Origin of the sequence: Sporolactobacillus nakayamae (genome assembly GCF_900113325.1) — a bacterium.
Taxonomy (GTDB): Bacteria; Bacillota; Bacilli; order Bacillales; family Sporolactobacillaceae; genus Sporolactobacillus; species Sporolactobacillus nakayamae.
In genome coordinates this window covers 1-20,217 of the sequence record NZ_FOOY01000037.1, presented here as the reverse complement: position 1 = coordinate 20,217, position 20,217 = coordinate 1, and the positions used below count along the sequence as shown (strand labels likewise).

General features: G+C 45.9%; 21 protein-coding genes and 11 tRNA genes. 4 read left to right on the top strand and 28 right to left on the bottom strand.

What is annotated here, in order from left to right:
- Window positions 1-115: 115 nt before the first annotated feature.
- The 13 genes from BM003_RS16825 to BM003_RS16765 all read right to left on the bottom strand — a co-directional run bounded on the left by BM003_RS16825 (window position 116) and on the right by BM003_RS16765 (window position 4,006).
- Window positions 116-192, bottom strand: a tRNA-Ile gene (locus BM003_RS16825).
- 10 nt (window positions 193-202) lie between these two features.
- Window positions 203-276 (bottom strand) — tRNA-Gly (locus BM003_RS16820).
- A 5-nt stretch (window positions 277-281) separates the two neighbouring features.
- Window positions 282-358, bottom strand: a tRNA-Pro gene (locus tag BM003_RS16815).
- A gap of 4 nt (window positions 359-362) precedes the next feature.
- A tRNA-Arg gene (locus BM003_RS16810) sits at window positions 363-439 on the bottom strand.
- An 11-nt stretch (window positions 440-450) separates the two neighbouring features.
- Window positions 451-536, bottom strand: a tRNA-Leu gene (locus tag BM003_RS16805).
- Window positions 537-552: 16 nt separating this feature from the next.
- A tRNA-Leu gene (locus BM003_RS16800) sits at window positions 553-637 on the bottom strand.
- 8 nt (window positions 638-645) lie between these two features.
- Window positions 646-717: transfer RNA gene (locus BM003_RS16795), tRNA-Lys, on the bottom strand.
- 3 nt (window positions 718-720) lie between these two features.
- Window positions 721-795 (bottom strand) — tRNA-Gln (locus BM003_RS16790).
- A 146-nt stretch (window positions 796-941) separates the two neighbouring features.
- Window positions 942-1,016: transfer RNA gene (locus BM003_RS16785), tRNA-Glu, on the bottom strand.
- Window positions 1,017-1,022: 6 nt separating this feature from the next.
- A tRNA-Ser gene (locus BM003_RS16780) sits at window positions 1,023-1,114 on the bottom strand.
- A gap of 1 nt (window position 1,115) precedes the next feature.
- Window positions 1,116-1,190 (bottom strand) — tRNA-Asn (locus BM003_RS16775).
- Between the two features lie 149 nt (window positions 1,191-1,339).
- Window positions 1,340-1,816, bottom strand: a complete 477-nt coding sequence (locus BM003_RS16770) for a SprT family protein (RefSeq protein WP_093674780.1) — start codon at window positions 1,814-1,816, stop codon at window positions 1,340-1,342.
- Window positions 1,817-1,837: 21 nt separating this feature from the next.
- On the bottom strand, window positions 1,838-4,006 hold the full coding sequence (locus tag BM003_RS16765; RefSeq protein ID WP_245734347.1) for a Tex family protein: 2,169 nt from the start codon (window positions 4,004-4,006) through the stop codon (window positions 1,838-1,840).
- Between the two features lie 58 nt (window positions 4,007-4,064).
- On the opposite strand from BM003_RS16765, the gene BM003_RS17785 reads away from it, so the two are divergent.
- Window positions 4,065-4,325: a hypothetical protein gene (locus BM003_RS17785; RefSeq protein WP_177184851.1), complete on the top strand. Its 261-nt coding sequence runs from the start codon at window positions 4,065-4,067 to the stop codon at window positions 4,323-4,325.
- A 237-nt stretch (window positions 4,326-4,562) separates the two neighbouring features.
- Here BM003_RS17785 and sigB read toward each other — a convergent pair whose 3' ends face one another.
- The 10 genes from sigB to acpS all read right to left on the bottom strand — a co-directional run bounded on the left by sigB (window position 4,563) and on the right by acpS (window position 13,147).
- Entirely contained in the window at window positions 4,563-5,351 is a 789-nt protein-coding gene (gene sigB, locus BM003_RS16760; RefSeq protein WP_093674779.1) for an RNA polymerase sigma factor SigB, read from the bottom strand.
- Entirely contained in the window at window positions 5,323-5,802 is a 480-nt protein-coding gene (gene rsbW, locus BM003_RS16755) for an anti-sigma B factor RsbW (protein WP_093674778.1), read from the bottom strand. The genes sigB and rsbW overlap by 29 nt, the downstream gene beginning before the upstream one ends.
- Window positions 5,795-6,133 carry an STAS domain-containing protein gene (locus tag BM003_RS16750; RefSeq protein WP_177184850.1) on the bottom strand — a complete coding sequence of 113 codons (339 nt, stop codon included), beginning with the start codon at window positions 6,131-6,133 and terminating at the stop codon, window positions 5,795-5,797. Before BM003_RS16750 ends, rsbW begins: the two co-directional genes overlap by 8 nt.
- Before the next feature lie 62 nt (window positions 6,134-6,195).
- Window positions 6,196-7,200 (bottom strand): PP2C family protein-serine/threonine phosphatase, encoded by a 1,005-nt coding sequence (locus BM003_RS16745; RefSeq protein ID WP_245734348.1) that lies wholly within the window; start codon window positions 7,198-7,200, stop codon window positions 6,196-6,198.
- 366 nt (window positions 7,201-7,566) lie between these two features.
- Window positions 7,567-7,917, bottom strand: coding sequence for a type II toxin-antitoxin system PemK/MazF family toxin (locus tag BM003_RS16740; RefSeq protein WP_093674775.1), 351 nt, complete (start codon window positions 7,915-7,917; stop codon window positions 7,567-7,569).
- Window positions 7,918-7,920: 3 nt separating this feature from the next.
- Window positions 7,921-8,199: a CopG family ribbon-helix-helix protein gene (locus tag BM003_RS16735; RefSeq protein ID WP_093674774.1), complete on the bottom strand. Its 279-nt coding sequence runs from the start codon at window positions 8,197-8,199 to the stop codon at window positions 7,921-7,923.
- A gap of 158 nt (window positions 8,200-8,357) precedes the next feature.
- The gene (alr, locus tag BM003_RS16730; RefSeq protein WP_093674773.1) at window positions 8,358-9,548 is read right to left on the bottom strand and encodes an alanine racemase; all 1,191 of its coding nucleotides are present in this window, start codon (window positions 9,546-9,548) and stop codon (window positions 8,358-8,360) included.
- Window positions 9,549-10,155: 607 nt separating this feature from the next.
- Window positions 10,156-11,163: a LolA family protein gene (locus tag BM003_RS16720; RefSeq protein WP_093674771.1), complete on the bottom strand. Its 1,008-nt coding sequence runs from the start codon at window positions 11,161-11,163 to the stop codon at window positions 10,156-10,158.
- Between the two features lie 51 nt (window positions 11,164-11,214).
- Window positions 11,215-12,729, bottom strand: coding sequence for an NAD(P)H-hydrate dehydratase (locus tag BM003_RS16715; protein ID WP_093674770.1), 1,515 nt, complete (start codon window positions 12,727-12,729; stop codon window positions 11,215-11,217).
- 55 nt (window positions 12,730-12,784) lie between these two features.
- A complete protein-coding gene (gene acpS / locus BM003_RS16710; protein WP_093674769.1) occupies window positions 12,785-13,147 on the bottom strand; it encodes a holo-ACP synthase in 363 nt (120 codons plus the stop codon).
- 232 nt (window positions 13,148-13,379) lie between these two features.
- Here acpS and BM003_RS16705 point away from each other — a divergent pair, with 232 nt between their 5' ends.
- Window positions 13,380-13,997 (top strand): rhomboid family intramembrane serine protease, encoded by a 618-nt coding sequence (locus tag BM003_RS16705; RefSeq protein WP_093674768.1) that lies wholly within the window; start codon window positions 13,380-13,382, stop codon window positions 13,995-13,997.
- Between the two features lie 475 nt (window positions 13,998-14,472).
- Window positions 14,473-14,715 (top strand): ferredoxin family protein, encoded by a 243-nt coding sequence (locus BM003_RS16700; RefSeq protein WP_093674767.1) that lies wholly within the window; start codon window positions 14,473-14,475, stop codon window positions 14,713-14,715.
- Window positions 14,716-14,837: 122 nt separating this feature from the next.
- On the opposite strand, the gene BM003_RS16695 is transcribed toward BM003_RS16700, so the two are convergent.
- The 3 genes from BM003_RS16695 to BM003_RS16685 all read right to left on the bottom strand — a co-directional run bounded on the left by BM003_RS16695 (window position 14,838) and on the right by BM003_RS16685 (window position 17,263).
- Window positions 14,838-15,104, bottom strand: a complete 267-nt coding sequence (locus tag BM003_RS16695) for a late competence development ComFB family protein (protein WP_093674766.1) — start codon at window positions 15,102-15,104, stop codon at window positions 14,838-14,840.
- Between the two features lie 220 nt (window positions 15,105-15,324).
- Entirely contained in the window at window positions 15,325-16,281 is a 957-nt protein-coding gene (locus BM003_RS18150) for a peptidoglycan-binding protein (protein WP_093674765.1), read from the bottom strand.
- Window positions 16,282-16,528: 247 nt separating this feature from the next.
- Entirely contained in the window at window positions 16,529-17,263 is a 735-nt protein-coding gene (locus tag BM003_RS16685; RefSeq protein ID WP_093674764.1) for a DsbA family protein, read from the bottom strand.
- Window positions 17,264-17,557: 294 nt separating this feature from the next.
- Between BM003_RS16685 and BM003_RS16680 the strand changes: the two genes are divergently transcribed.
- Window positions 17,558-18,160 carry a DedA family protein gene (locus tag BM003_RS16680; RefSeq protein ID WP_245734345.1) on the top strand — a complete coding sequence of 201 codons (603 nt, stop codon included), beginning with the start codon at window positions 17,558-17,560 and terminating at the stop codon, window positions 18,158-18,160.
- A 43-nt stretch (window positions 18,161-18,203) separates the two neighbouring features.
- On the opposite strand, the gene BM003_RS16675 is transcribed toward BM003_RS16680, so the two are convergent.
- Window positions 18,204-19,106 carry a DUF1002 domain-containing protein gene (locus tag BM003_RS16675; protein ID WP_245734343.1) on the bottom strand — a complete coding sequence of 301 codons (903 nt, stop codon included), beginning with the start codon at window positions 19,104-19,106 and terminating at the stop codon, window positions 18,204-18,206.
- Between the two features lie 168 nt (window positions 19,107-19,274).
- Window positions 19,275-19,580 carry a Dabb family protein gene (locus tag BM003_RS16670; RefSeq protein ID WP_093674762.1) on the bottom strand — a complete coding sequence of 102 codons (306 nt, stop codon included), beginning with the start codon at window positions 19,578-19,580 and terminating at the stop codon, window positions 19,275-19,277.
- Window positions 19,581-20,217 lie beyond the last annotated feature (637 nt).

Genomic DNA, 20,217 nt, shown 5'->3' with positions numbered 1-20,217 from the left:
TTTTCGTTCATAAGATCCATAGCAATTTGAATTTATCAGGGGTTAAACCCTTTTTAAATCACGCTTGGCTTTTGTTTAGTTTTCAAGGAACATTCATATACATTTTATTTAATAATGGTGGGCCTGAGTGGACTCGAACCACCGACCTCACGCTTATCAGGCGTGCGCTCTAACCAGCTGAGCTACAGGCCCATTATGAAAATGGAGCGGGTGATGGGAATCGAACCCACGACCAGAGCTTGGAAGGCTCTTGTTTTACCACTAAACTACACCCGCATATATGGTCGGGAAGACAGGATTTGAACCTGCGACCCTCTGGTCCCAAACCAGATGCTCTACCAAGCTGAGCCACTTCCCGACAATGGTGCGCCCTAGAGAAGTCGAATCCCCAACCTTCTGATCCGTAGTCAGACGCTCTATCCAATTGAGCTAAGGGCGCAAAAAATAATATGGTGCGGTCGAGAGGACTCGAACCTCCACGAAGTTGCCTCCACTAGCCCCTCAAGCTAGCGCGTCTGCCATTCCGCCACGACCGCATATTAAATTATAAAATGGTGCGGGTGAAGGGACTCGAACCCCCACGTTGGAAAACACTAGATCCTAAATCTAGCGCGTCTGCCAATTCCGCCACACCCGCTAAAAAAATGAGCCACGAAGGATTTGAACCTTCGACCCTCTGATTAAAAGTCAGATGCTCTACCCCTGAGCTAGTGGCTCATGTGGCTGGCCCAGCTGGATTCGAACCAGCGCATGACGGCACCAAAAGCCGTTGCCTTACCGCTTGGCCATGGGCCAAAAACAACTATGTATGCAAACACACACTGTTTTTGTCATACCTTGCCTAGATGGCGGATCCGATCGGACTTGAACCGAAAGCTTCTATACGGCAAATTCGTATCAGCTGCCGCATCACGGATCCTCATAATTATTAAAAATATTAATGGTGACCCGTACGGGATTCGAACCCATGAACCCACCGTGAAAGGGTGGTGTCTTAACCGCTTGACGAACGGGCCATAAAATGGCGGAGAAGGAGGGATTCGAACCCTCGCACGATTTACACCGTCTACTCCCTTAGCAGGGGAGCCCCTTCAGCCAACTTGGGTACTTCTCCATGGCTCCACAGGTAGGATTCGAACCTACGACCGATCGGTTAACAGCCGATTGCTCTACCACTGAGCTACTGTGGAATAAGTGGCTCAAAAACAGAAGCATATGCTATTCTACACTGTGTCTACTCATTTGTCAACAGTATTGTAAAAGTCACAATCGCTCGTCCTTTTGACGACTTAAATAATTTAACACAGAATCAATATCTTCGTCAACCCTTTTTTAAATCTTATTTGAAATGATTCATTCGTGTTTGGCTGATCAAGCGAATTGAGCCGCCACAAACGCCGCAAACATAACGTTTCGTATCCAATTTTCTTTTCCTGATGAAGCTCGTCCCACATGCCTCACACTGATAATGGTAGCGAATGCCCGAGCAGGCGCGCATACTCGGGATCGCTTCACAAAAACGTGATCCGCCGACCTTCTCAAGCAACAAGCGAAAATCAGAATCTCGATGGCGATATCCCTTGCCGCATAGATGAAGATGATAGTGACATAATTCATGTTTAATTATCTTAACAAATGCGTCCATGCCAAAATAGTGCAGCTGATGCATGTTAAATTCAAGCCGATGTGAGTTCAGCAGATAGCGTCCTCCAGTTGTCCGAAGACGCGAATTGAAGATCGCCTCATGGCAAAATGGGCGATGAAAGCTTTCCAAAGACACCTGTTCAACAAGTTTCTGAAGTTCGTCAGTAGTCATGAACTCACCTCCACATGTCTGTTAACCTTTGCTGCTTTCCTTCGGAGCTACCATGGTCAAAGAAATTCTTCCCTTTTCTATATCAATTTGTTCTACCCAGACTGTCACAATCTCTCCGACACGAACAACATCGAGCGGGTGTCTGACGAAGCGTGCAGCAAGTTTTGACAGATGGACCAATCCATCTTGTTTCACACCAATATCGACAAAGGCTCCAAAGTCCACGACGTTGCGAACTGTTCCTTCTAACCGCATGCCTGGTCTCAAGTCTTCCATTTTTAATACATCAGTCTTCAGCAGCGGCTTTTTCAGATCGTCGCGAGGATCGCGGCCGGGACGGATTAGTGCTTCAATAACGTCGCTCAAGGTAGGCACACCAATCGAAAGCTCTACTGCTGTTTGCGCGACATCCAAAGCCTTTAGCTTATCGATTAAAGTGCTTGTACCGATCGCGTCAATCCCGCAACCGGCTTTCTGTAATAGTTTACCTGCCACATCATAGCTTTCCGGGTGGATCGCTGTATTATCCAGCGGATTCATCCCGCCGCCGATTCGTAAAAATCCCGCCGCCTGTTCAAAGGCACGCGCGCCCAATCTGGGAACCTCTTTAAGCTGGGTGCGGCTCTCATATCTGCCGCGTTTCTCTCGTTCAGCGACAACGTTTCCAGCCACTGTCTTAGACAGCCCCGCTACGTATTGGAGCAGTTGCGTTGAAGCAGTATTGACATTAACACCCACTTGATTGACAACTGTCTCCACAACAAACTGAAGCGATTTAGCAAGAGCGCGCTGTGACACGTCATGTTGATATTCGCCTACGCCAACGGACTTCGGATCCACTTTTACGAGTTCCGCAAGTGGGTCTTGAAGGCGCCTTGCAATGGACACAGCACTTCGCTCCTCAACATGCAGGTCAGGAAACTCCTCTCGAGCAAGTTTCGATGCAGAATAGACACTTGCGCCCGCCTCATTAACGATCATATAAAATAGTTTTCGATCGGACACCTGCTTCAGCGTTTCAGCAATGAAAGACTCGGTCTCACGTGAGGCAGTACCGTTGCCAATCGCGATAATGTCGACATGATAGCGGTCAAGCAAATTCAAAACCGTCCGCCTCGCTCCGTCCGTATCTGATTTAGGAGGTGTCGGATAAATTAGTGAGATGTCCAGAACCTTTCCGGTCGGATCGACAACGGCAAGCTTGCATCCTGTTCGATATGCGGGATCTACACCGAGCACCGTTCGTTCCTTCAACGGTGATTGAAGAAGCAGTCCGCGAAGGTTTTCTGAAAAAATATGGATCGCCTGTTGTTCCGCCTTTTCAGTCAGCATTTGTCTTAGTTCGCGTTCAACAGCAGGCGCAATTAGCCGCCGATAAGCATCCGCAGCGCAGTCGTTCAAAAGTTCCCTTGCTGTCGTCTTTTTTCCGGGATTCAATGCCCGCTCAATCGAAAGAAGGATCGCTTCTTCAGGAGCCCCAATAGAAACTTTTAGAATATCCTCTTTTTCACCGCGATTAATCGCTAAGATTCGATGAGGTACTATTCTCTGTATTCGTTCTTCATATGTGTAATAATTTGCATACACTTTCTTCTCATCTAACTCCGGATGCTTCGCTTGGATCCGAATCGTCCCTTTCTCGGCGGTTCGGTTTCGCGCAAACGCCCGTAATTCGGCTCGTTCCGCTACACGTTCCGCAAGAATATCCTGCGCGCCTTGCAGCGCATCCTGCACCGAATCCACTTGACGCTCTGCAGAAACATAGTGTTCCGCTTCATGTTCAATCGACCCGACCGGAAACTGCACAAGCCAATCAGCAAGGGGTTCAAGCCCCTTTTCTTTTGCGATTGTCGCGCGCGTACGCCGTTTCTGCCGGTAAGGAAGGTAGAGATCCTCCACTTCCTGCAGAATCATCGCGCGTTTAATCTTCTGTCTGAGGGCATCCGTCAGTTTGCCCTGCTCCTCAATGCGATTGATCACTTCGTCTTTTCGTTTATCTAATTGCTTGCTATATGTATATGATTCGTGTATTTTCTCAATCTGAACTTCATCAAGCCCGCCTGTCATCTCTTTCCGGTAGCGAGCAATAAAAGGTATGGTATTGTCTGCTTCCAAGAGCTGAACCGTGCGCCTGACTTGCGGCGCGCCGATATTCAGTTCCTTTGCTATATGTAAAATGACTTCTTCCATTATAATCGTCCCCTTCACGTTTATCATATCAGAAAACGCATCGGTACGTCCGAACCTTTTGGCTAGCAAAAACAAGAAAACATGCCTGTTTCAAAATGATGCGCCCGGTGCAGACTTTCATATCAAGAGTTATGATGAGTTCTTTGATCGCGTGCACCTGTGCGTTCGATTAAATGCGTTTATCGGTCTTTTTCGTGTATTTATCGGTCTCTTTGATGAGTTTATCGGTCTGTTTCACGTATTTATCGGTCTCTTCTACAAATTTATCGGTCTCTTTAAGAACAAAATGGCTAACGCGATTCAATCGCGTCGTCCCTAGTGTAGCTATATCACTGGGGATTTTTTCTCGCTGAACTGTTTCCTGATGTCTTCTCGATAAGATTCAGGAAACAGGTCGGAATAAATTTTCCAAAATCCATCAAAATGGTCTTTAAGGATCTTTTTGATAATTCCGCTGCCTGGTTTCGCCATGTCCCGCTCCCTCTAAAGTTCTACAAATAATTTCCTAGACAAATAAAAACAGCTCGTCCCGTACCGAGCTGCTGAATACCATTTTCTAATAGTAACTGGATATGCCAATCTCATCTTTTTGAGGAAGATTGGCTCTCAGCTTGCGCAACGCGTTTCTCTGCAGCCGTGATACATGCATTTGCGAGATGCCCAGTCGTACGCCTGTTTCCTTCTGGCTTAAATTTTCAAAATAAGTACACATCAAAATGTCTTTCTCACGTTGCGAGAGTACCTGAAACGCCTTAGTTAAAATCAATTTTTTATGCACTTGCTCATAGCCGCTGTCCTGCTTCCCGACTACATCCAGCAGGGTCATGGCCGCGCCTTCTGAATCCCCGTCAATGCGCGAATCCACGGATAACGCATTGTATCCCCCAGCCATTTCCATGGTTTCAAGCACAATTTCCTCAGTTTCGCCTATCGCTTCCGCAATTTCTTCTATATTAGGCGAACGTTGCAATTGGCGCGTTAGTGTTTCGGTCGCCTTTCGAATCTTCGGGCTGAGCTCTTTAACACGTCTCGGCACATGGACACTCCACGTTTTATCCCTGATATATCGCTTTATTTCACCAACAATAGTCGGAATGGCAAACGATTCGAAACTTCCGCCGACAGAGGGATCAAAACGTTTGATTGCGGCGATCAAGCCAATCATTCCAACCTGACATATATCTTGGCGGACATCACTGTTTTTCGCAAACTTATTGGCGAGCGCACCAACCATCCGTTCATAATGGAGAATTATCTTTGTCTGTAACTGTTCATCATCAGGATTCTTCTGAAATTCAGCAATCCATCTTTGAATTTCACTCTGTTGTTGAGACTTTGTTGGCAATACGTTCCACCCCGTCTCTGCTAAGAAACTTGATCATTCGGACAGCAACGCCGCATTCTGTGCTGATCGTTACTTGATCCATCAGCGCATTGATTAAAAAGAGTCCCAGCCCTCCCTCATTTACTTCATCAAGGTCCGCATAAGGATCAATCGGCTTAAGCTTTTGGAGCGCCTGACTGGCGTCAAAGCTCTCACCATTATGAATAACCGTAATCGTCAATGCATTCTCGCCGCATTCCATGACAATCTTGATCTGCCCGGTTTCCATTTGTTTATATCCATGACTGACCGCATTGGTGCATGCCTCCGATACCGCCACTTTGATGTCCTCAATCGCGTCAAACGAATAACCCATCCTGCTTGCCGCTCCGGAACTAGCAAGCCGCGCGACACTGACAAATTCGGGTTTTGCCGGTAGTGTAAGCCGAATCACATCTTTCGTTTCAGTCATCTGCATTCCCCTCGCTTGTTTGTGCCCTATTCAAAAGATCACTCAGTCCGGTAATCTCAAAAAGTCTTTTGATTCGTGGTGTCATTCCCGTAACGGAAAATCTGCATTGATGCTTGGACGCAGATTTTAACGCTGCGACAATCACGCCAAGCGCCGTGCTGTCCATATATTTTGTTGCATTTAAATCTAAAGTCAAATTTCCCCCATGGATCTCTGTCAGGGGAAGCAAGCCTTTCTTTAGCTCCGGTGCTGTGAAAACGTCGATTTCTCCTTCTACAGCGACAAGATACAGATTGTCGCCTTTCACTTCCCGCTCAATTGATATATTCATGCCCATCCTCCTGTACCCTATCATCTTTAATGCTTAATACCCTCTTGCTTCGTTCATCAAACTTAAAATTTCATCGCAATAAATGTAAAATCATCCGCAAACGAAAATTGCTGCATCTTTTTTAGTTCATACATCACGTGCCGCACAATGCGCGCGGCCGGCAAATGCATCGAACCGCGAATGAGTTCCACGACCTGTTTGCGTTCAATAAAATCATGATCTTTCCGGATCTCCGTTACCCCGTCAGTCAGGAGAAAGATCATATCGCCGGGATCAATCTTTCGGGAATACTCGCTGTACTGCGTATTCGGCGAAAGTCCGAGGGATAGTCCTCTTGCTTGAAGGTCGATAAAGTGATTCTCTTTTGCAGAATAATAGAATCCTGGTTCATGCCCCGCAGAAGCGTTTGAAAAGATATGCGTTACGGGATCATAGACACCATAAAACATGGTGATGAACATACTTGGATCTACATTACGTTCAACGACGCGGTTCAAGCTTGAAAGAATCGCCGATGGTGCTCCCGACTTATTTTCAGGGAGGCTGTCCATTGCATACTTAATCATCGACATACACATGGCCGCAGGAATGCCCTTCCCGACTATATCGGCAATTGTTACAGCAAGGCGCCCGTCGTCATTAACAATCCGGTAATAGTCCCCGCTCATCTTCTTCGCCGGCACGCTGACCGCACCGATATCGGCAAAGGCACAGCTTGGCAAATCGCTTTCAATCAGTGCTTTCTGTACCTCAGCGGCGACATCAATCTCCGTGTCCAACTGCTTTTGCCTATTCTTAAGTGCTTGATGCTCCCTGTATTCATTGCTGTAGCCCGACATCATTTTCATTAAGAAATTGAGGGATTGAAGCGTCGCTCTATCCGGATTTGCAAAGGTCTGCTCTAATGCGTCGTGATGCATCCCAACCAGTTCATCAGGAGACACATCCTGTTCATGCAAGAATTCGCTGAGTCGCTCAATTTCCTCAACACTAAATGTTGAATCCTGTGCGACATAACGCGCAAGTAAATCCCGGTACGCAGTCAGCCGTGGTTCATCTTCGATCATTCCCACTATTCCCGCTCCCTTCAAGTAGCCATTGATTAACACTTTTCTCAATTATGAAAATTATTAGTATAAACGTCGCTAAACTTCCAGGTTCTTTCTCGTTTTTGGTAGTACTCGATTCAAAGATATCGCTATCATTAATTATTTCATGTATCGCAGCTAATGGCAAAAAATACGAATGACAAATTTCATCACAAATTTCGGTCGTATCCGATTTGTCGAATGGCGCTTCCACTTCACTTCATTTCTGAGATGGGAACGATTGAAAATCAGTGCTCAGCGAGCGAAGATTCTCTCCACAAATAAACAGGTGCGCCTTCTCCGAAGTGAAGGCGCACCTGTTCCGTACCATTTTATAATAGCAATTCAAAAATCAATCAGGCTGAGACTGATTTGAATCGCTTTGTTGACTCGACTCATCATTTCTTCATCTAAATGCGTGATTTTATCCGTCAGCCGCTGCTTGTCAATGGTCCTGATCTGCTCGAGCAGGATAACCGAGTCGCGATCAAAGCCGTATCTTTTCGCATCGATTTCCACGTGAGTCGGCAATTTGGCTTTTTGAATTTGGGCAGTGATAGCCGCCACCACAACCGTTGGGCTAAAGCGATTGCCAATGTCGTTCTGGATAATCAAAACCGGGCGCACACCGCCCTGTTCCGAACCAACGACTGGTGAAAGATCAGCAAAATAGACGTCGCCGCGCTTAACAATCACTCGTTACACCCCGCTGACGGAGCGTTCCATAGTGACCTCTGCCTCCTCCTCAGCAAGAAAAGCCTCAGAAGCAATGTTAAGATTGATTTTAGCCATTTCCATGTAGCCCTGACGCATAATTTCACGGACATAGCCCCTGTTACGCTCACGCAGATACAATCTGATTGCGCGATGGAGAAATTCACTGCGGTTCATCTTGTCCCGACTCGCCATTCCATCTATCTCATTCAGTAAATGTTGCGGCAAACTCAGCATGATTTCTTTTAACTTTGATTCCGACATGCCTGCACCCCCACCACTTTCGCCAGAATATATCTTTTTTTGATCTAAAATTTATGTTACCATTTCAAAATTAGTTTGCAAAGCTATTTTCGCCAAAAATCGAGTATTTTTATGCCTAAATGTGAAATTTTTTTCATTTTATGGCATTTTTCCGCCTATCATTTTACATCCGCGCCGGAAAGAATCGGATTGCAGATCTCTATTTTTTTGCCGTTTTTCCAATATACTCTCGGAATACGAGGATGAACGGTGCAGGTGATTTCATAATTAATTGTCTGCAGCTGCCGAGCACGCGCGTCTGCTGTGATTTCCTTACCGCCGTTTTCTCCGATCAGGGTTACTTGCGTCCCTTCAGGATATGCGTGCGGAAGCCGGCACATGAACTGATCCATACAAATCCGTCCGACAATCGGACATCTTTGTCCGTCAATCAGAACATCGGTACCTGTCAGGCCCCTTAACCAGCCATCCGCGTAGCCGACCGGCACTGTACCGATCCATTCATCCTCTGTGGCCTGGTACGTTGCTCCATACCCGACAAATGATCCGGCCTCGACTTTTTTCACATAGGTCAAACGACTGTGCAGCGACAATACCCTTTTGAGTGGAAAAGGGAGCTGCCGCGTCATATCCGGAGACGGAGACAAACCGTACATGGCGATTCCATAGCGGACCATGTTAAATAAATGCCGCTTCTCCGCTGGATACTTCAAGGTCGTCGCACTGTTTCCGCAATGAATCACGGCCGGATTCAGACCAAGTTCATGGATCCAATCCACCATCATTTCAAAACGCGTGTACTGTTCATTAAAATAAGCTTCATCTTCCTGATCAGCAGTCGCAAAATGTGTAAACATGCCTTCGATCACAAAACGCTGATCAAGACCAACCTCGCGCACGAGCGCTGCGGTTTCTTCTTTATTTCGAACACCGATCCTGCCCATGCCCGTGTCGCAGGATACATGCAGAAATACCGGTTCTTCTTCTTTGTAAACGTTTCGTGCCTGTCTCACCCATTCCTGGTCGGATACGGTCAGAGTAATGTGTTCTTTAGCCGCAAGTCCTGCATGCTGAGGAGGGATTGGGGACAACACTAAAATCGGTGCTTCAATTCCTTGCTTGCGAAGCGCGAGCGCCTCATCAAACAAGGCGACCGCGAGCCATTCCGCCCCGCTTTCCAAAGCCGTACGCGCGACCTGCAAAGCACCGTGTCCATAACCGTTCGCTTTGACGACGGCCATTAGCGCCACGTCTTCAGGAATACGTTCTTTCATATTCCGCACATTGCTTGTCACTGCATCCAAATCAATATCCGCCCATGTCTCTCTATAAAAAGAAGTAGCTTCCATTGTTCCCTCGACCTTCCAATCTTTTAGAGAAGTTACCGTTGCCTTATTATCGGACGAAGAACGTTGCTATTCATTTCTTCTTGTTGCCCGAATTGGGGTTCATGAGTTTGACTCGCGTAATCCCTTTTATTCGACACGGTTTTCCCTTTCTATTTAATCACTTCTTAATAGAAAACGGAAGATCGTTTCCATGTAAAAAATTCATTCTGTTCCTAGGCTGCGCTGTCGAATAACGGTACACCTTGATTTCTCCAAGTCTATAGCAAAGATGATGGTCATTGACGTTCTAGTTCGGTGAACCGCAGGATATGCGTTCACAAGATGCGGCTTCAAATCATCAACCTTGTGCTTGAATTGACACTTCAGCTGCTCGCTTGCCGCGGGCGATCCGGAAGCCTCTTCAAACAGACAATTATCTGCGGGGTCTCCCTTGGCTCGCGATCAACAGAGACGCTCCCGCAGGCGTCTCGCGGTTTCGTGCCTCGAACGGACAAATTGATAAAATGCCGCTTAGCCCAGTATCTGCAGGACCAAATTGATTATCTTTCTTTCCCTTCAAAAAAAAAGAGCGCCCGATCGCAAGGAACGGGACGCCGGCACTTCGTGTTTATTTAGTTAACGTTCCATTGACAGACTGTGCGATGGTCATCAACTCGTTCTGAGTCAATTTGTCCGAAGCAAGATAATAGTCTGTTCCATTATGAGACCAAGAAAGTGATTTATTGCCAATAGAACCGATAGCAAAGCCGAGATTCTCAGGATTTCCTGTCGCAAGTGTAGGCACGCTGGATAAGGCTGTCTGGCTCTTCGTTTCAATGAGCGTGAATGGTTTCTTGCCAGCGTATTTCAGAACATAACGGTCACCAATCTGAGTGGATTCCGGTTTCACCGTCGCAAGTTTCGTTCCCGAAATTACTGCTGTCGGGTACAAAAGTTTAAGCGACGTTTTATTCTCAGCAGCAGTTGTCTGACTTTTTGAAATGCGGGCTGCCGTCATATTCTGCTTCACATCAAAAGTCTTGTCCGCAATCGACGGATTAACCTTAAAGGTTTTGAATTTCACCGAGACCACGACATTTTGATCCTTATCCTTGATCTGCACATTTTCCGGTGTCAGATCTTTTTTAAGAGAAATGCTTTGGTTCGCGAGCTGTGTCGTATTGTAGTTGGTTTTGGTTTTAAAGACGTAATGATTATCTTTTGCCGTGAATCCCGGATTCGGATCATTCAGAATGTCCTTCGCCAGCGAGTGATAGAGATAGGCTTGGCTTCGGTTATTCGGCCAGTCACTGTCAAAGCGATAACTCTTATTCAATTCGGGAGTCAGAACAAAGACGCCCTCTTTATTCTTCAAAATCATCTGTTTGTTTTCTTTCTTTCCGTCACTGAGTGCCACTTTGTAAAAGTTTGGCTTCTTATATGAAATGTTGACCTGATAGATTTGTTTCTTACCATTATGCTGAAAAGTCATAACCGCATCGGTCGTATAGCTGTTGATGTTCTCATAGCGCTTATTCAAATCATTGATAACATCTTTTTCCGATTTGGTGCCGCATCCGCTTAATAGTGCCATAATCAGGAACGCGCCAAGACATAATGCCGACCACTTTTTCATGTATCTCCAACCCCTTTGCCTCTATTCGGTGACAAAGGAGGGACAATTTACCTACCGGCTACCTATATCGCCGTAAAGCCTGTGCAGAACAGGAGGAATCGCGTCAATAACATCAGTCGCTAATACGTCGAGCAGAGAATGCGTGTGACCGACAAGATCATCTGCGACGGCTCCATGCAGATAGACCGCGTTGCACGCGGCATCCATCATCTGCTTGTGCTGCAGGAGAAACGCAAGCAGGATGCCGGTCAGAACATCCCCGGAACCGCCCTTGGCAAGTGCCGCGTTGCCCGTTGAATTGACCACCTGTCGTCCGTCGGGCGCGGTCACCAACGTATACTTGCCTTTTAGCACAAGATAGACATGATACTTTTCCGCGAACATTTTTGCGATCGTGAATCGATCACTTTCAATATCTTTTACAGACATGCCCATTAAAGCCGCCATCTCGCCCGAATGCGGCGACAATACCGCGGGAACGTTGCGTCGCCGAAGCAGATCCAGATGATTTTTCAGATGAAAAAGTCCGTCCGCGTCAATGACGCAAGGCATCGCACCGCTTTCTTCCACAATACGCCGAACGAGCAAGCCCACGTGATGCTCTCGTCCAAGACCGGGGCCAATGGCAACTCCGGTTAATCCTTCAAGGCTGATGGTGTCTCGTGACAGAAACATCGTCTCAGGCAGGCGTCCCGCGATGATCGGTTTGATCGAGTCAGGTACACTGACCTTTAGCAAACCGATACCTGAGCGCAACGCCGCCTTGGCCGAAAAAAAAGCAGCGCCCGGCATCTCGGCTGCGCCGGCAATCAATAATCCTTTTCCATGCGAGCCTTTATGCGAAAAAGGATCGCGCACCGGAAGAGTACGAACCACATCCGCCCGCGTCCGTACTTCACGCCGGACACCAGCTTTCCTATATGCCAACCTTGGGATACCGATCGGAAGCACGTGAACGGTACCGAAGCAGCGCGCGGCGTGCTCGACGAACTGAGCCAGCTTTGGACATTCCAGAGTCAGTGTCCGGTCGGCGATTACCGCTGGATGGGTAAAGGATTCGCCGCTGGCGGGAATACCGCTTGGAATGTCAATTGAAACCACTTGCGCCTTCGACTGATTGATCTGACTAATGACCGCACTATATTCGGGATAAGGCGCCCCATGAACACCGGTCCCAAGCAAGGCGTCCACAATCAGTTCTGCCTGTTCCAATTGTCTTCGAAAGCCTTCTTGATCATCTTTTACCTGCATAATCTTGCCGCCGCTCGCGAGATACGCCTTCATATGGTAAGCAGCATCACCGGTAATTTTCCCTGGGTCGGCCACCAGCCATGTACTCACGCAAACCTCACTGTCAAGCAGCAAGCGCGCAATGACAAATCCATCTCCGCCATTGTTCCCTTTGCCAATAACGACAGTAACTTGTTCTCCTGCTTTCAAATCCGGTTCGAGCGCCGCATAGACGGCTCGACCCGCGTTCTCCATAAGCACCGGTCCTCCCAGCCCGATATGCGCTATGGTGTACTGATCAATGTTCCGCATTTCTTCACGTGATACAACGTGCACAATAGTCCCTCCCAGCGTAGTAAACTATATGAGACAAGGTTGGTTAATATGCAGACTAGCATGACAAGCTTTCAATAATCACAAAGGCCGCTGCCGAATGCTCCGTGTGCGTGATCGACACATGGATCGTCTCATCTGTCAACGTACGGTCTTTAAGCAGCGGTTTCCCAAACGAATCGTAGCTAATCGTTAGATCCTGAAAAGATACAGTCTGTCCAATTCCGGTACCTCGAGCTTTCGCATAGGCTTCTTTCACCGAAAAGTGTCCTGCCAAATATTCCACTTTACGCTTATCGCCCAGTGTCTCAAACTGTTCGCGTTCACTCTGTGTTAAGACGCGGTTGATAAACGGAGCATGATGAATCTGTTTTGCTATTCGTTCCAGTTCAATGAGATCAACACCGATTCCTTTAATCATTCGTTATGCCCGCCTCGCCTCTTCTTAATCACGGTCAATTGTTTCCTATTTCTATCAAAATGGTTCACTGTGACAAAGCTATGTGTAAACATACTTCTTGAAGGATAAAATGATTACCAGAGTGTCGCTTGACGTTTCACATCATTACAGGGAGCGCTTTATTACTACCACTGATGTCTATTTTACCCTATACTTAGTACAAGATCATTCCTCAAGGGGGTACCATACTGCTTTGTTTATACGAAATGAACCGTTCAAACTCTTTTTAAAGCTCTATCCGGTCACCACAACCATCCTTGCCATCAATCTGTTGGTCTACCTAATGTTTGTCGTAACAGGGACATGGCAGCTTGCGCCGGAGTTCGCGTATCACGTGTTTGATTTCGCCGCAGGCTCGAATGATGCGATCCTGAACAATGGTGCGTGGTGGCAGTTGATCACACCGATTTTCTTGCATATAACATTCTCGCATATCTTATTCAACGCGTTTTCTCTCTTTATCTTTGGTCCTGCGCTTGAAACGATGCTGGGAAAAACACGTTTCGCGACTGTCTTCTTGGCGACAGGTGTGATCGCGAACATTGCCGCTCTTTTCCTTGAACCGGCAGGTTTCCGGCATTATGGAGCAAGCGGCGCCATTTTCGGCTTACTTGGTATTTTTATTTATCTCGTTATTTTTCAAAGAGACCGTATCTCGCGACAAGATCAAACGATTATCTTTGTCATCGTCCTCGTCAACCTGATCAGTTCATTTATTGGCGCAGATATTGATGTAATGGGACATTTGATCGGCTTTCTTTCAGGATTAGTACTTGCTCCTCTGCTTTTTTACACAAATAAGAAAGTATAAAAATTTAGAGGAATTTCGTGTAAGTGCAACTAAACCTCTGTCTGCGCCAAGGCTTGCCAATCGGCAAGTTTTCTTTACACTGATAAGAAAGTATAAAAAAATTAAAGATTCAAGGAAACGAGTGTAAGTGGTCCGAAAAAACGCCGCGTCCTGCGGCTCACCGGACACTAGGCCGTCCATGGCCGTCGCAACTAAGTCTTCGCCTTCGCCAGAGGCTTGGCGAAGCCAAGTTTTCTAACACTGATAAAAAAGTATAAAAAAATTAAAGATTCAAGGAAACGAGTGTAAGCGCAACTAAGTCTTCGCCTTCGCCAGAGGCTTGGCGAAGCCAAGTTTTCTAATAAAAGACCTGTTTAGTGGGGAACAGGTAGACTCTTATTTTTCTATGAAAAAGTTTGTTTTTTGTTCAAAAATTGTTCATAATAGTGAGAGTTATTATGATTAAAGATTTCCATTTTGAAAGGAGTTCCTCTTCATGGCATTCGTCATTACTTCAGCCTGCGAAAATGAAAAAGCAGGAGAGTGTATCGAAACATGTCCTGTAGATTGTATCGTAGAAGACCAGTTACAAATGTATATCGATCCCGATGTCTGCATTGACTGCGGCGCTTGCGAAGCGGTTTGCCCGGTCGAAGCAATCTATCCGGAAGATGAAGTACCGGAAAGTGAACAGAAATACATCCAGATCAACCGCGATTTCTTTAAATCAAAATCCTGATTCTAAGATACGAATCCCCCGCCTGCGTAACGCGCAGGCGGGGGATTTACTTTAAAGTAATCATTTTAACGGTTGCTATGCGGATGCCTTCATCCACCTGAACTTTCACGGAACGGCATCTTTTAATGATGCGGATAGGCGGAAACGACTTTCGCACTTTCAGTGATCGCCGTTAATATCGTTGCCCGCGCTTGTGTAGTCATTAGATTGGCTTTCGCGTACATATTTCCGGATTGCGCCCTGACATAATGAGGCTTGAGTCGATTCAGACTTAGCGCGTAGACATCGAGTCTGCACGTTTCGCAATGGCAAGAGATCAATAGATTTTCCCACTGCTTATCAAGAAGATCCTTTACGGCAGCTTCCATGACGTTATGTACAGCATTCATGGTGAGTCCTTCTTTCATATGACAAATCTTATGTTTTTATGTATTAAAAAATCATGCTGCTCTCTCTCTGAATCGTAGCACAGAACTAAAGCTTACTCAAGATCATTTGGAATAATTGCCCATTATCATTTTGGCGCAATTCATTGGTGTTACTCTAAAACGAAATAAAGACGGCACCCCTAAGCGGTGACGCCTTTATCTTAATAAGTGAACCCTTTCATTATTCGAGAATCTTGACTTTGACTGTCCGTCTGCCCCATTGCAAGGCAGTGGAGTTATTGTTAAAGAATACATCAATTTTCCGACCTTTAATCGCGCCGCCGGTATCTCCTGCAACCGCGTAGCCATAGCCTTCCACATAGAGTTTCGTTCCGAGTGGAATAACTGAGGGATCGACAGCAATCACCTTGGCATTCGGATTTTTCAACAGATTGATTCCGGTCGCGGTTGTTCCGGAACACCCCGTGCAGCGAGCTGTGTATGCTGTACTATTAGCATAAAATTCTTTAACTGCCGCAACCGTCTCCGATTTTCGGATCACCCGTGTTTTTTTGACCGGCTGACTGGTTGCCTGCTCGCTTGTGACCTGTGTCTGATTTTTTTTCGGAGTATCCGTTGGAGCGGCAGTTGCTATATTTTTCGGATGACGAAGCAATTTCTCGATACTTCTCCATGTCTTAGGACCAACAATTCCATCGGTTCGGATATTCGTTGCTTCTTGTAACGCGAGCACACTATTTTCAGTCCGCTCCCCAAAGTAACCGTCAACAGGAAGTGTCTTGAAACCTATCTCTTTTAACATTTCTTGAAGATAGGCGACTTCATTTCCATTGGAGCCTCTGGATAAAAGATCCATATTCTTATTAATGTATGCGATTAGTGCTGCTTTCGTCTGTTCCCCGACGATGCCATCGACTGTTAAGTTATTATTCTCTTGGAACTGCTTTACTGCTTTTTCCGTATTGCCGCTGAAATAGCCGGTGGACTTCGCAAGTGGATAATTGCCTGATGATTTTAAAATGGATTGAATTGTTTTCACTTCATCACAGCTCATGCCTTTATAGAGGACAGTGTTATCGTTCAAGTGCGCAGCCGCGAGCTGTGGCATCATAACGAATGTGGATGTGAATGTTGCCGCCACAGCAGCGCTTTTTGCAAGTGTGGTCCCGCTGTACATTGATGTCTCCTCCCATCGTTGATCTCTTCTTTACTACTATGAGAGCTCTTGGAGGAACATACTTTACATTTATATGACAGGACAGGACATTCATACATTCCTGTAAAAAAAGTGATCCTGTCTCGATTCGCTTTTGCACGAGAAGACCCTAGACTGGGTTCCGCTGCACTTGATTAGGCGACAACCATTTATGAACAATAAAAAACTGAGAAACACACGATGGGTTCTCAGCAAAATAGAAGCATACTTATTTTTTACTCGCGAGGGCTTTGTCGATCGCTTGTTTCAGTGCCTGATAATCTTGTCCACCATCAATCACCTGTTCATTAACAAAAATCATCGGCGTGCCCTGAACGCCAAGGGATTCAGCAATGGCGTTATCCTTGTCTACCTCAGACTGTCGCGATTTGGTGTCTAAAGCACTCTCAAACGCTTTACTATCAATGGAGGGCACAGTCTTCTTGGCAATATCTATGAGCAGTTTCTTCGTAACCCATTGCTCCTTTTCATTCTTTTGCGCGTCAAAGATCGCTTTATGGAACGCCCAGAACGCTTTCGGATTTTGATGATACACCTCTTCAGAAGCATTCGCAGCAAGAACAGATCCAGGGCCGAGAATTGTATAATTAATGTAATAGAAGCTGATCTTGCCGGTCTTCACGTACTCCTTATTGATTTTAGGAACCACTGTTTCTTCGAATTCCTTGCAATACGGACAGCGATAGTCGGAGAATTCGACTACCTTTACAGGCGCGTTGCTGCTGCCAATGAATGGTTGGTCTTGGTAGTCAATACGCGTCGCCTGCTCCGTCCGATGCGTTGGCTGCTTCTTTTTCGGTTTCGCCTCATTGCGATTCTGATTGCTTAGAATCATCATCACGATCGCTCCGATCAGCACAATCACAATGACGGAACTAAAAATAACAATCCTGCCTTTTTTCGCATCCTTTGTCTCATTAGAAGGACGTCCGTTATCTGACATTTTCTCACCTCTAGCACTTTATTGGCTGCTTGTCCTCGAATTTCTTATTGCATCTTCTATTATTTTCCGATTTCTTATAATCTGCCGACAGACGAGCGGCAACACCTTCGATACTTTATAATAACAGGTTGCCTGTCCATTCATCCAGTAAACCGTATTATTTATTTCCAAAATGCTTGAATTGAAGCCATTCATATGTAAAATGTTGCTATAATTACTTGTCGTGTTGACCATGCTGTTGTTGAAACGAGCTATATAATATAAGGACTTTAAATCATTAGGCAGGGCTATATTATGATGGAACAAATTCAATCTTTATTTTTTACATACGGGTATTTTTTTGTTTTCCTTTTTCTTTTTTGCGGGTTAATCGGCATTCCCGCAGCAGAAGAATCGTTTCTGCTTTTTGTCGGCGTCACCCTTTCACAGATTGCTTCTTCTGATTATCGACTGAGTCTTGCGCTCTGCATTCTTATGGCAGTACTTGGCGCATCATGTGGTATGATCAGCGCCTATTCCATCGGTTATTATATTGGCGAGCCATTCATGATGCGCTACGGAAAATACATCGGATTGACTGCAAAGCGTTGGAAGGTTGCCCAGCACCGATTTCAGCAGCACACGTTTCTAGCGATCATCGCCGGATATTTCATCCCCGGCATCCGGCAAATTAATCCTTATTTGGCTGGACTTAGCCGCGCGCGTTTCGCCTCATTTCTGCCCGCAACAATTATCGGAGCATCGATCTGGTCGTCTCTATTTCTTCTTCTCGGCTATTTCATGGGCAATCAAATTCATCGACTGCTTGGTCTTGGCTTATTCCATATCATCCTGGTCGGGGTTGTCCTTTTCATTGGATTCATTATTATTACCGTTGTCCAATTCAGGAAGAAGTGATGGGATAGAAAAAACGGCCATAACGGCCGTTTTTGCTTCACTATTATTGGAACAGAGATGCGATTGCGTTGAAAATTGCGGAGAAAAAGTCACCGATCGCTTTGAAAACTTTTGCTAGAAATCCTTTTGTCTCACCGGAATTTGCCAGTTGATTCACTTTGTCTTTCAACTGCTGCATCTGATTTCCAACTTGACCCCAATCAATGTGCAAGGTACGCATCTTATCGAAAAGATCAACCAGCTTCTGAATATCCGCGTCACTCAGCTTAACGTTGACCTGATTTGCAGCATCGCGAACCGCCTGCTCCACATCTGCTCTGGATTCGGGCTTGTTTTTAGCAAGGTTATTCTTAATCGCTGTCACAAGATCCGCAGCCTTCTCTTTGCCGACACCGTCTTTGTTGGCCAGCTCAGCAGTGGTCACAACTTCCTCATTGGCCACTTGTTTTTTTGCTTCGGGAATGACTTCCCCGGTCTTCGCTTCATAAGCTTTGATAAGACCGGTCAACGCGGCAGTACCCGAGACTGGAAAAGGAGCGGTCACGTAGACATCGGCATCCTTTACACCGGCAGTCGCCAATGCGTTAATGTACATATCCTTAGACACATACGTAATATTATGCGTGCTCGCGGTCAAGCCTGAACCTGATTTTCCAATGGTGATTTTCGACGAGCTGATCGCGCGCGTACCGATTTGAGCCTGAGAAAGGTATTTATCGAGATATTTATGTTCTTCACTGTTATTGACTGTAATAATTTGAGCTGTGTTAGAATTGACATCCATTTCGTTCAAAATGGACTGCCGCTGATCCGCTGTTAAATTTGCGCCAAGGGTTACCACAACATCTCCTGTGGCCGCATCAGCAGAAGCCTTTGTCGGCGCAAAAGCTGAGAGCGCGAGAATCCCAGCAAAAACAAGCATACTTGCTTTCCCAAATTTCATCATTTTGTTCCTTTCCGGGGTCCCGCCCCAATAGATGTACCTCTATTCTATTCACATGCGGCGTTCACTAGTTCAACGTTCATCATCAAGCAGCGAACGCAAACCGTCGGTTGAAAAAAGCCTGAATCATTGGTTCATTCAGGCGGCTTCTATGACATTTATGCGTGATGATTATTCCGCATCGGAAATTTCAAAGTCAATAGCCAGCGAGTCGATCATTCCGACTTCTTTCAAATAGGTCACACAAGCCTGATGTTCCGGCGAAGGTGTGTAGAATTCATGGTCTTCTTTGGAACGAAAACGTGTTGTCAGAGCCATCGAATAGCCCTTACCGCGTGTTGAATAGTTTTGTCCGGCCTGAATATCAATTATTCCGGGCAGCTTGTCGCTCAACGCGCGCAGCCTGCGTGCGCCTTCCTCTTTTTGCGCTTCCGTTGTTGTATCGCTGAATTTAAATAGTACAATGTGTTCAATCATTAGTAGCCCTCTTTTCAACGTGTCTCTAAACTCGTCCGTTCCTATAATAGCATTTTTTCACCCGTACGTGCTTCTTTTAAAGATCTTCACATAGATGAATGAAGGATTACATACAAGACGATATCATTCCTTATGTATGCGGTTTATAATGAACGGTAGACGTGTAAAGCGTAAGATTCGAGGTTAGACCGAACACTGCGAAATTTAGACCGAAAACTATGAAGTGAGACCGAATTCAACTGAGAGAGAAGTTCAACCGAAAGAGTGAAAAGTTAAACCGAACCCCTTGGAAGTTCAACCCAAGAGAGGAGAAGTTGAACCGAAGACCCGAAGTTGAACCGAACCATCGAAAAGTCGAACCGAACACGACCAAAGTTGAACCCAAGACAGGAAAAGTTGAACCGAAGGAAAATCGTAACGAAAGACATCAAAGTTGTAACGAAGACATCAAAAATCGTAACGAAATCATTGAAAGTAGTAACGAATTACCAGACTCGTAACGGACCGCGAAAAAATCGTAACGAAAGAGCTCAAAATCATAACGAACTCACAGAAAGTTGTAGCGAATTCCCAGACTCGTATCGAACCGAAGGAAAATCGTATCGAAGGACCTCAAAATCGTATCGAACTCACAGAA